General features: G+C 63.8%; 9 protein-coding genes. All 9 read left to right on the top strand.

Annotated elements, in window-relative coordinates; genetic code table 11:
* The first annotated feature begins 72 nt into the window (after positions 1 to 72).
* The 9 genes from ACHPFG_RS10700 to ACHPFG_RS10660 are packed head-to-tail and all read left to right on the top strand — an operon-like array spanning position 73 to position 11,525.
* On the top strand, positions 73 to 1,512 hold the full coding sequence (locus ACHPFG_RS10700) for an undecaprenyl-phosphate glucose phosphotransferase (protein ID WP_431702339.1): 1,440 nt from the start codon (positions 73 to 75) through the stop codon (positions 1,510 to 1,512).
* The gene (locus tag ACHPFG_RS10695; protein WP_431702338.1) at positions 1,512 to 2,972 is read left to right on the top strand and encodes a mannose-1-phosphate guanylyltransferase/mannose-6-phosphate isomerase; all 1,461 of its coding nucleotides are present in this window, start codon (positions 1,512 to 1,514) and stop codon (positions 2,970 to 2,972) included. The genes ACHPFG_RS10700 and ACHPFG_RS10695 overlap by 1 nt, the downstream gene beginning before the upstream one ends.
* Before the next feature lies 1 nt (position 2,973).
* On the top strand, positions 2,974 to 3,885 hold the full coding sequence (locus ACHPFG_RS10690; RefSeq protein ID WP_431702337.1) for a glycosyltransferase family 2 protein: 912 nt from the start codon (positions 2,974 to 2,976) through the stop codon (positions 3,883 to 3,885).
* 29 nt (positions 3,886 to 3,914) lie between these two features.
* A complete protein-coding gene (locus ACHPFG_RS10685) occupies positions 3,915 to 4,691 on the top strand; it encodes a polysaccharide biosynthesis/export family protein (protein ID WP_431702336.1) in 777 nt (258 codons plus the stop codon).
* Between the two features lie 14 nt (positions 4,692 to 4,705).
* Positions 4,706 to 6,697: a GumC family protein gene (locus tag ACHPFG_RS10680; protein ID WP_431702335.1), complete on the top strand. Its 1,992-nt coding sequence runs from the start codon at positions 4,706 to 4,708 to the stop codon at positions 6,695 to 6,697.
* On the top strand, positions 6,697 to 7,887 hold the full coding sequence (locus tag ACHPFG_RS10675) for a glycosyltransferase (RefSeq protein WP_431702334.1): 1,191 nt from the start codon (positions 6,697 to 6,699) through the stop codon (positions 7,885 to 7,887). Before ACHPFG_RS10680 ends, ACHPFG_RS10675 begins: the two co-directional genes overlap by 1 nt.
* Positions 7,877 to 9,205, top strand: coding sequence for a GH39 family glycosyl hydrolase (locus ACHPFG_RS10670; RefSeq protein WP_431702333.1), 1,329 nt, complete (start codon positions 7,877 to 7,879; stop codon positions 9,203 to 9,205). Before ACHPFG_RS10675 ends, ACHPFG_RS10670 begins: the two co-directional genes overlap by 11 nt.
* An 8-nt stretch (positions 9,206 to 9,213) precedes the next feature.
* A complete protein-coding gene (locus ACHPFG_RS10665) occupies positions 9,214 to 10,431 on the top strand; it encodes a glycosyltransferase family 4 protein (protein ID WP_431702332.1) in 1,218 nt (405 codons plus the stop codon).
* A complete protein-coding gene (locus tag ACHPFG_RS10660) occupies positions 10,422 to 11,525 on the top strand; it encodes a glycosyltransferase family 4 protein (RefSeq protein ID WP_431702331.1) in 1,104 nt (367 codons plus the stop codon). The genes ACHPFG_RS10665 and ACHPFG_RS10660 overlap by 10 nt, the downstream gene beginning before the upstream one ends.

Raw genomic sequence — 11,525 nt, 5'->3', positions numbered from 1 at the left:
CTTTAAAGCAGCCGCTGCTTTATTGAACCGCTCACCGAACAGCTGCCTCTGGAGTGCAATGAGGGATGTTTTATGCGAGAGAAGTCGTCCGTCGACAGCCTGTTTTTAACGCGCGCCGGTTTTGTTGAATTCTTTGTTGTTTTCGTCAAGTTCATACATGGCCTGAGTGCCATTTTGCCCCCACTGGTCCTGGTGCTCTTCCTGGACCCGATGGAGCCTGAATTGCGTCCCCACTTCCTGGGGCTGCTGGTCTTTTTTGCGGTCCTGACCGTCATTCTGTTCCAGGCCCTTGGCATCTATTCCGAAGAATTGTTCAGCAACCGCCTGCGCCTGAAAACCAAGGTCAAGGCCTGGTCGGCGGCGTTTTGCATCCTGTTGTTCATGTACCAGATCCTGCAGTTTTTCCCGCAGTTGACCCCGCGCAACCTGGTGGCGTGGTACTTCGCCAGCCTCGGGTTGTTCTGCCTAGAGCGCCTGCTGATGCTGCGCCTGTACCGCAGCCTTATGCGTAAGGGCAAATACCTGCAACGGACGGTGATCCTGGGCTTTACCGACACCGCCATGCACGTCGCCGACCACCTGCAACGCAACGGTGATATCCGCTCCGGCCTGGTCGGTTTTATCGACGATCGCACCGAGCGGATCCCCAAGGAATTGAGCAACCTGCCCCTGCTGGGCAACACCCGCGACCTGGAAAAACTCATCCGCGCCGAGCAGGTTAACCAAGTGATGATCTGCCTGCCCTGGGCCGCCGAGCAGCGCATCCACGGGCTGGTCAACCGCCTGCGGCAGATGTCGGTGAACGTGATGCTGGTGCCCGACATGGCCGCCCTGCGCTACGGCCATAGCCGCATCACCGACGTGGGCGGCATCCTGATGTTCAACACCTCGCAATTGCCGTTGCGTGGCTGGTCGCCGGTGATCAAGCGCCTGGAGGATGTGCTGCTGGCCAGCCTGGCGCTGCTGGCGCTGTCCCCCGTGATGGTGGCGACGGCGCTTGCGATCAAGCTCGACTCCAAAGGGCCGATACTGTTTCGCCAGAACCGCTTTGGCTACAACGACAACGAGATCCGCGTGTTCAAGTTCCGCTCGATGTACACCGACCAGAGCGACTTTACGGCCGAGCGCCAGACTACCCGCGCAGACCCGCGCATCACCCGGGTGGGGCGCATCATCCGCAAGACCAGCATCGACGAGCTGCCGCAGTTGTTCAACGTGCTGCTGGGCAACATGTCCATGGTCGGCCCGCGCCCCCATGCCACGGCGACCAAAGCCGCCGGCATCCCCTTCGAAGTGGCGGTGAGCGAGTACAGCTCGCGCCACCGCGTGAAACCGGGGATTACCGGCTGGGCGCAGATCAACGGTTACCGGGGTGAGACCGACACCCTGTTCAAGATCCAGAAACGTGTCGAGTACGACCTGGAGTACATCTCCAAGTGGTCGGTGTGGTTTGACCTGTACATCGTTTTCATGACGGTCCCGGCCGTGCTTTCCACCAAGGAAGTCTATTGATGAATACCCTCAACGGATTAATTCCCTGCATCGTTTCCGGTGGTTCGGGCACCCGACTGTGGCCGGTGTCGCGGCAGAACATGCCCAAGCCCTTCATGCGCATGCGCGATGGCCAGAGCCTGCTGCAAAAGACCTTCCTGCGCGCCGCCAAACTGCCCGGCGTGGAAAGCGTGCTGACGGTAACCAATCGCGACCTGTTGTTTCGTACCCTCGACGACTACCGTGGGGTGAACAACGCCCGCCTGCCCCTGGACCTGCTGCTGGAACCGTTCGGTCGCAATACGGCGGCCGCTATCGCCGTGGCGGCCCTGCATGTGCAGGAGCATTTTGGCGGTGACGCGCAGTTGCTGGTGATGCCGGCCGACCATCTGATCCTCAATGAAGTCGCGTTCGCCGAGGCCGTGACTCAGGCCCGTGACCTGGCCGAAGCCGGCTACCTGGTGACGTTCGGCATCCAGCCCGACCACCCGGAAACCGGCTTTGGCTATATCGAACAAGGCGAGCCACTGAGCCAGGGCTATCGGGTCAAACGCTTCGTCGAGAAACCCGACCTGGCCACCGCCCAGGCTTACCTGGACGGCGGCAAACACCTGTGGAACGCCGGCATGTTCTGCTTCAAGGCCAGCACTCTGGTGGACGAACTCGCCGCCCACGCACCCGACGTGCTGGAGGCCGCCCGCGCCGCGCTGGAACACAGCCAGAGCCTGCAAAACAAAACTTCGCGCCAACGTGAGCTGGAGGCGGATGCGTTCGGCAGCGCGCCGGATATTTCCATCGACGTGGCGCTGATGGAAAAGTCCAGGCAAGTCGCCGTGGTGCCTTGCGACATTGGTTGGAGCGACATCGGTTCCTGGGAGGCGTTGCGCCAGCTCACCCCCAGCGACGCCCATGGCAACCAGGTCAATGGCGAGGCAATTTTGCATGACGTGCACAACTGCTACATCGACTCGCCCAAGCGCGTGTTGGGCGCCGTGGGGGTGCGCGACCTGATCATCGTCGACACCCCCGACGCGCTGCTCATCGCCGACGCCCACCGCAGCCAGGATGTGCGCTACATCGTCGCCGAGCTCAAGCGCCAGAACCATCCGGCGTACAGCCTGCACCGCACCGTCACCCGGCCGTGGGGCACCTACACCGTGCTGGAGGAAAGCAGCCGCTTCAAGATCAAGCGCATCGTGGTCAAGCCCCTGGCTTCGCTGTCGTTGCAGATGCACCACCACCGCAGCGAACACTGGGTGGTGGTGAGCGGCGCGGCACAGATCACCAATGGCGACCGCGAGTTCCTGATCAACGCCAACGAGTCCACCTACATTCCGGCCGGGCACAAACACCGGCTGACCAACCCCGGCATCATCGACCTGGTGATGATCGAGGTGCAAAGCGGCGAGTACCTGGGCGAAGACGACATCGTGCGCTTCGACGACATCTACGGCCGCGCGCCTGCCGAGGTGAAAAAATGACATGCGCACTTCACTGATCATCCCCACCCGCAACGCCTCCAGCCACCTGGCACGCCTGCTGCCGGCGCTGAAGATGCAAACCCTGCAACCTGACGAAATGCTGGTGGTGGACAGCGCCTCCAGCGATGACACCGTGGCACGCTTTCGCGCGTTCGGTGCACGGGTCGAGGTGATCGACGCCCGTGACTTCAACCACGGCGGCACCCGGCGCTGGGCCAGCGAACAGGTGGGTGGCGACGCACTGATCGTGATGACCCAGGACGCCATCCCGGCGACGCCCGAGACCTTTGCCAACCTGCTCGATGAATTGCAGCAGGACCCGCTCAACGGCGTCGCCTACGGACGGCAATTGCCCCACCCCGACGCGGGCGTGCTGGGCGCGCAATCGCGGCACTTCAACTACCCGGAACACAGCCGCAGCAAAAGCCTGGCCGATGCACCGGAGCTTGGGATCAAGACCTGCTTCAGCTCCGACTCGTTTTCCGTGTACCGACGCAGCGTGTTGCAAGCAGTGGGCGGTTTCCCTGCCGACGTGATCGGCAGCGAAGACGCCTTTGTGGCCGCGCGCATGCTGCTCGAGGGCTACAAGGTGCGTTACGCCGCCACCGCGCTGGTGCATCACTCCCACGATTACAAACTCATGGACGAGTTTCACCGCTACTTCGACATTGGCGTGTTCTACGGCCGCGAGCCGTGGATCAAGCAAGCCTTTGGCGACGCGGGTGGCGAAGGCAAACGCTATGTGCTGGCCGAACTCGCGGCCCTGCGCAAAGCCGGCGCCTTGCACCGCGTGCCCGAAGTGCTGATGCGCAGTGCGTTCAAATGGCTCGGTTACCGCCTGGGCCATCTTGAGCGCCGCCTGCCCCTGGCCATCAAGCGGCGCATCAGCATGTTTCCCGGTTATTGGAGGTGAGCAGCATGACCCACAGGAAGTCCCCCTTGATGAAGCGAAGCGTGCTCGTCCTGGCCATGCTGGCCCTGGCCGCCTGCAATACCCCGGCGCGCATCGAGCCACCGGACAGCAAGACCGTCGAGGACGGCAAGCGCGCCCTCGACCAATTGGCCCAACTGCCCCCGGCAGTGGAACGCATCCGTATCGGCGACCAGTTGCGCATCGTCCGCGATGCCGGCGAGATGCCGACACTGTCGGCGTTCAACGTCAGCACTATCTATGAGCTGACGCTGTACACGGTGCAGACCGACGGCAAGATCAACTACCCGTTCCTGGGGCCGATCCAGGTTGCCGGACGCCAGCCATCGGAGCTGGCCACCCAACTGACCCACGAGCTCGCGGCGACTTACCGCGAACCCCGGGTGACGGTGAACATCAACCAGGCGCCGGGCAACTCGGTGATCGTCGGCGGCGCGGTGAATAACCCGACGGCGGTGCAGATTGCCACGGCCAACACCCTGGAACAGGCGATTGTCGGCGCCGGCGGCGTCAGCCCGGCAGGCAACGCGAGCATGGTCGCGCTGCTGCGCGAAGATGCCCAGGGCGCCTATCGCGCCTACTTCCTGGACTTCAGCCAGCTCCTCAAGACCGGCGCCAGCGGGCGCAAACCGGTGCACCTGCAACGCGGCGATGTGGTGTTCGTGCCCAAATCCAAAGTGGGCGAGCGCATCCAGGGCGTGGATACCTACATGAACCAACTGATCCCGTTCACCAAGTCCATCGGGGTCGGCTACAACTACACGCGCACCAGCGGCGGCAGCAACTAAAGGAGCGACATCCCATGATCGAGATCCGTTCTTTTCGTGATCTGCTGCGCCTGTTCTTTATCTTCCGACACGAGTTCAAACTGGCCGCCATGGCGGCGCTGGTGATCATCCTGCTCGGGGCCTTCCTGCTGCCGGCCAAGTACGAATCCACGGCACGCCTGCTGGTCAAGCCGGGGCGCGATTCGACGCTGCCCATCGAAATCAGCAACCGCCAGGCGCTGGTCATGCCCAGCACCCAGCGCGACCCGATTGTCGACGAAGAGCGCTTGCTGACCGGGCGCCCGATTGTGCGCGCAGTGGCCGAGCACTACCTGGAAGTGATCAACAACGCGCCGCCGCCGGAAGGCTTCTGGAAGCGCACCAAGTTCGCCATCAAGCGTGGCGTGGGCGCGGTGTTCGATGGCATTCGCGTGGTGCTGGAAACCGTCGGCGTGATTGAAAAAACCACCCCGCTGGAACGCCTGGCCACCGGCCTGGAAAAAAGCTTCGAGGTGAGTCATGCCCCCGGCTCCACGGTGATGGACATCACCTTCACCTGGGGCGACCCGCAGATTGCCCAGGCGGTGGTCAAGGATTGGGTCGAGACCTATATCAACGAACGCACCCAGGCCCTGGGGCGCAAAAGCCTGTATGCCTTCTATGAAGGGCAGGTATCGAACAGCGCCACTGAGATCAAGCGCTACAAGGAACAGATCCTCACGCACCTGAACCAGATCGGCGCGGCGAGCATCACTGATCGCCTGGAAGACTTGTCCGAGCGCATCAACGTACTGCGTGGCGAAACGTTCAACACCACGCGCCTGATCGCCTCCTCCGACAGCGCCATCCAGAGCACCCGCACCCAGCTCAAGAGCCAGCCCAAGGAAGTCACCACGGTGCGCCAGATCGCCCTGAACCCGCAGCAGCAGGACTTGCGTCGCCTGCTGAACCAGAAGCTGCTGGAAAAGGCCGACATGATGCGCACCTACACGGACAACGCGCCGCCGGTCAAAGCCCTGGATGCGTCGATCCGTGCGATGCAGGCCCAGGTCGCCAATGAAAGCAACACCGTGCAAAGCTCGGAAAACCGTGCCCCCAACACCCTGGAAATCCACTTGCAGCGAGTGCTGCTGGATGAATCGAGCAACAACCTGGCGCTGCGTACCCAGCTGACTCAACAGCAAAAACAACTGGCCAACCTTGAAGCCCAGCGCAAGCAGGCCCTGGAGATTGAACCGGAGCTGACCCGCCTCGCCCGCGAGCTGAGCGCCACCGAACGCAACTACGCGCTGTACGTGGACAACCTGGAAAAATCGCGCATCGACCGTGAACTGGATAACAGCCAGATCAGCAACATCGCGGTGATCGAAGAAGCCACCCTGAACCCCGGCCGCATCTTCCCGAAAACCCTGGTGATGCTGGTGCTGGCGCTCCCGTTTGCGCTCGTCGTCGGCCTGCTGGTGATCTACCTGTGCTACCTGCTCGACCAGCGCATCCACGATGGCGGCCTGGCAGAACGCAAGTTCGGCTTGCCGCTGTGGACCACCCTGCCGGAGCTGGACACCAGCACCGCCCAAGGCACCAACGCGTTCAATGCGAGCATCTACCGCCTGTACGGTTTGCTGCAGTTGGACCGCATCGCCGAACAGGGCCTGACCCTTGGCCTGACCTCGGCGCGCCATGGTGAGGGCGTGACCTTCGTGGTGGAACAACTGCGCCAGTTGCTGCAGGAAAACGGCATCACGGTGCGCGTCGGCGGGGTTGCACCTGCGGCGCCGGGTGAGGTGGTGCTGCTGGACGCATCGGCGCTGCTGGATAACCGTGATGCGTTTATCAACCTGCGTCGCGCCGACCTGATCGGGCTGGTGGTGGAAGCGCAGAAGAGCACGGTGCCGGTGGTGGAGCACGCGCTGTCGATCCTCAACACGGCGTTCGGCAAGGTGGACGGCATCATCATCAACCGGCGCAAATTCGAAGTGCCGGCCAAGGTGCTTAAAACCATCGCCAAGTACCGGGGGGCGTTCTGATGCGTGTCGCCCTGCTCGCCCCGCTGCCACCGGAGAAAAATGGCATCGCCGACTACGCGAATCATTTCCGCACGGCCCTGGAACAACTGGGGGTGACGGTGCTGACGCCGTTGGCCGGTGTGGCGGGCAATAGCGAGGCGATCAAGCAGGCCGTCGGTGGGTTCGACTGGCACAGCGTGGACCTGGTCCACGCCGAATTGGGCGGCGGACGGCTGGGGGAGTTCCTGGCACTGCGCGAGTTGCGCAAGGCCTACCCGGCACTGCCCTTGACCGCCACGGTGCATGATCCCGAACGCATCGTCTGGCGGCGTGAGCGCTTGCCGTTCCCGTTGAACCTGATGGAGCGCTTGCCCAGCCCGTTGCCACAGGCGGCGGTGGTGCTGGCCGATCCGCTGACCTTGCGTGAAGAGCGCCAGGTCGCCGCCGGTTTGACGCGCTTGATCACCCTCACCCGCCTGGGCGCCGAGTGCCTGAGCCAACGCATGCAACTGCCGGCGGGTAAAGTGGCGGTGATCCACCATGCCAACCTGGCGATTCCATCGGCGCCGTTACCGCGCCTGGATACGCTGCACCTGCTGTACTTCGGTTTTATCTACCGGGGCAAAGGCATCGAAGACCTGTTGCAGGCCCTGGCCGGCGTGTTCAAGCAAGCCCCCGAATTGCGTGGCCGTGTGCGCCTGACCCTGGCCGGTGGCACCGCTGCCGAAATGGCGTTTGGCGCGGGCGGCAATTATCTGGAACAGTTGAACACGCAGATCGCCGAACTCGGCCTGGCCGATGCCATCGACTGGCGGTTGAACCTGCCGGCTGAAGAGATTGCCCAGACCATCCAGGCCCACCATGTGATGGTGCTGCCCTATCGCGAATCGAAAAAGCTCGGCCTGCTCGGGCGCCAACGCGGGACCAGTGGCGCGCTGTCCTGGGCTACCGCCTGCGGGCGCGGGGCGATCACGTCTGACGCTCGCGCGTTTGCCGAGGAAGTCGCCAGCGGCAATGGCGCCATCTACCCCGAAGGCGATGTAGCCGCGCTCAGCGCGCAACTGCTGCGCCTGGCACGCACGCCGCTGCTGGCCCGGGACTGGGCCGAACGCGCCGGCGAAATCGGCCGCGAGCGTTTGTGGCCGTTGACCGCGCAGACGTTCAAGACGCTGTTTGAACACGCCATCGAGGACAGTCGCCATGGCGCGTAAACGCACTTACGTCGCCACCCTGGTCGTGGTCGCCGCCCTGGGCCTCACCGCGTTTTTGTGGGGGCGCCAGGCCGATGCCGAAAGCCATGTGCTCAAGGGCAAAAAAACGCTGGTATGGAGGGATTTCCTCGGGGTGAACGCGCAGTTCCTGTGGTTCGCCCCTGAGCGCTATCAAAAGCAGATCGACCGTCTCAAGGCGCTGGGCCTGGAGTGGGTACGCCTGGATTTGCATTGGGACCAGTTGGAACCGATCGAAGGGCAGTACCAGGTTGCGACGCTGGATCAGTTGGTGGGCAAACTGCAGGACAACCAGCTCAAGTCCGTGTTCTACCTGGTCGGGTCGGCGCCGTTCGCCACCACGGCGCCGGTGGGCGCGCCCTATCAGGACCAGTACCCGCCGAAAGACCCGAACGTGTTCGCCAACCGCATGGCGCTGTTGGCCCAGCGCTACCCCAGTGTCGACGCCTGGCAGGTGTGGAACGAACCGAACCTGCTGGGCTTCTGGCGCCCGGTGGCCGACCCGGCCGGCTACGCCACGCTGCTGACCACCAGCGCCGCCGCGTTGCGCGCAATACACCCAAGCAAACCGGTGGTGGCCGCCGGCATGGCGTTCTTCAGCGAAATGCCCAACGGCCAGAACATGTTCGATGCCCTCGGCGCCTTGGGCGTGGCCAGCCTGAATACCGTCGTCTCGTACCACCCCTATACCCAATTGCCCGAAGGCAACGACCCGGCAAACCTGGACTTTATCGCCAGGACCACCGCGCTCAACCAGGCCCTGCGCAACGGCGGCGTGCAGACCCTGTGGAGCACCGAGTGGGGCTGGTCGACCTACACCGGTCCCAAAGACGCCCAGGACATCATCACCCCACAGGCCCAGGCCGATTACGTGGTGCGCCGCCTGGCGCTGATGAGTGCGCTGGATTACGACAGGATTTTCCTGTTTACCCTCAGCGACCTGGACCAGCGCGCCAGTGTGCGGGACCAGTCTTACGGTTTGCTCGACATCGACGCCAACCCCAAGCCGGTCTACACCGCGCTGAAAAACTTCCTCGATGTCAGCGGCCCGACGCTCACCCCCGGCGACCCGCCCAGCGCCGACCAGCTGCCAGACGGCCTGTTCAGCATCGGCTGGACCCGCGCCGACGGGCGCAAGCTGTGGTTCTTCTGGTCGGCCGAGGGCGGCAACGCCCACTTGCCCAACCTGGCCAGCGCCACCCTGTATGACCCGCTGCGCGGCACGCAAACCCCGGTGAGCGGCAATGACGGACTGACCGTCGTGGTCAAGCCAAACCTGCAAATTCTAGTCTGGGAGTGAGGCCCGCCATGCGCATTTTATGGATCCTGCCCTACTCGCCCTGGCCCGCCACCAGCGGCGGCAAGACGCGCCAGTTCCACCTGCTGCGCAGCCTGGCCGCGCGCGGGCATCGGATCACCTTGCTGCTGCATGACAAGCACCCGGTATCTCTCGCCGACCGCCAGGTGCTGGAGGCGTTTGTCGAACAGTTGATCATCCTGCCGCGCCGCCCGTTGCGCAGCCTCAAGACCCTGGTGGCGGGGCTGTTTGCCCCCTACCCGCTGCTGGCCAGTGTGAACGGCCTGTCGGGCAAGTTGCGGGACACCTTCAATGGCTTGCTGGGTGAACAGTGGGACGTGGTGCAGATCGAGCACAGCTACAGTTTCCAGCCTTACGAAGATGCACTGGCGCGCAAGTCCCAGCCCTTTGTGCTGACCGAACACAATGTGGAGTCGGCCCTGGGCGCGGCCACCTACGACCGTTTGCCGCGTTGGTCGCTGCCGTTCATTCGCTACGATCAATGGCGTTATACCCGCTGGGAACGCCGGGTGATGCACCAGGCCACGCAGGTGGTGGCGGTCACTCAAAGCGATGCGCACATGCTGGAAAAGATCGCCGGCAAACCCGTGCCGGTGGTGGTCAATGGCGTGGACTGCGATCACTTCGCTGCCGCCCATCCCGACCCGTCGACACGCCGCGTGCTGTTCCTCGGTAACTATGAATACGCGCCGAATGTGGACGCCATCGAATGGGCCCTGGATGAAATCCTGCCGAAGGTCTGGGCGCGCTGTGCGGATGCGCGCATGAGCGTGTGCGGCTTCGGCATGCCCGGCAGTTGGCGCGAGCGTTGGAAAGACCCGCGTATCGAATGGCAAGGCTTCGTGCCCAACCTGCTGGACCTGCAATCGAGCTGTTCGGTGTTCCTGGCGCCGTTGCGCCATGGCGGCGGCTCCAAGCTCAAGGTGCTCGAAGCCCTGGCCGCCGGCCTGCCACTGGCCAGCACCGAACAAGGCGTGTCGGGGCTGGACCTGGTGGAAGGCCTGGACTACCTCGGCGGGCAAAGCGCCGACGACTTGGCCGATGCCGTGGTGCGCCTGCTGCAATGTCCTGAAGCCGCTGTGGCCATGGGTGAGGCCGGCCGCGCCTATGTGCGCCGCGCCCATGACTGGAGCGTCGCCGCCAACCAATTGGAGCAGGTGTACGCCACCCTCGTGCCGCTGAGTCAGAGGGCGCCCGCATGCGTATAGGCCTGGACTACCGCACCGTCGGCACCTCGCCGCAATCGGGCATCAGCCGCCAGGTGTATGCGCTGGAAAGCGCCCTGCGCGTCTTGCCGGGCATCGAGCTTGAGCGGTTTACCGTGGCGCCCCTGGGCGATGAGACCCGCTTGCTGGCCCATTGCCCGGCGTGGGGCTGTGCCAAGACCGCCATGCACCAGCCGCACCATCGCCTGCGTTTCGAGGCCGGCTTCCTGCCAAGCGCCTTGCGTGAGCAGCACATCGACCTGTACATCAGCACCTTCAATATGGGCCTGCCGCTGCCACCCAAACCGACGGGGTTGCGCACGGTGGTGCTGCTGCATGACCTGTTCCAGATCACCCTGAACAACTACCACGCCAACCGCTTGAAGGCGCTGATCTACAAGACCAGCGATCGCCTGTCGATTGCCTACGCGGTGCACAGCGCCGACCGTGTGTGGACGCCGTCGCAGTACAGCGCAGATGAAACCGCGCGGCTGTTTCCCAAGGCGGCGGGCAAGATTCGCGTGCTGCCCAACCAGGTCGACGGATTTGCCGAGCTGGCGGCCGACCTGAGCAAGCGTCAGTTGCCCGAGCGCTATTGGCTGCTGGTCGGCACCCGCGAGCTGCGCAAGAACGTGCCGTTTCTGGTGGACGCCTGGCAGCAGGCGCGGCGCCAATCCCCCGCCGTGCCGGAGTTGGTGCTGGTGGGCAGCCTGGATCATTTGCCCGAAGCCCAGCGCACGCTGCCGGGGATTCGTGCCTTGAGCGGTGTGTCGGATGCCGAGTTGCACGCCCTCTATCGTCAGGCTTCACGCCTGTGGCAACCGTCCTATGCCGAAGGCTTTGGTTTACCGGTGATTGAGGCCCTGAGCGTGGGCACGCCGGTGGCGGTGGCCAGCGGCACTTCGCTGGATGAAATCACCCCGCCGTCGGCACCGCGTTTTTCGCCCACCGATGGCCCGGCGTTGGTGCAATTGATGCTCGGCCTCGGCGCGCAACCGGATGAAGAAACCGCCGAGCAACGGCGCCTGTGGGCGCAACGTTTCAACCATCATGCTTATCGCCAGCGCCTGGCCGAACTGATCGAGGAACTCCAGTGA

Source organism: Pseudomonas sp. BR20 (assembly GCF_050780135.1).
Lineage (GTDB): Bacteria > Pseudomonadota > Gammaproteobacteria > Pseudomonadales > Pseudomonadaceae > Aquipseudomonas.
The sequence above is the reverse complement of the archived record's forward strand: the minus strand, read 5'-3'. Positions and strand labels throughout refer to the sequence as shown.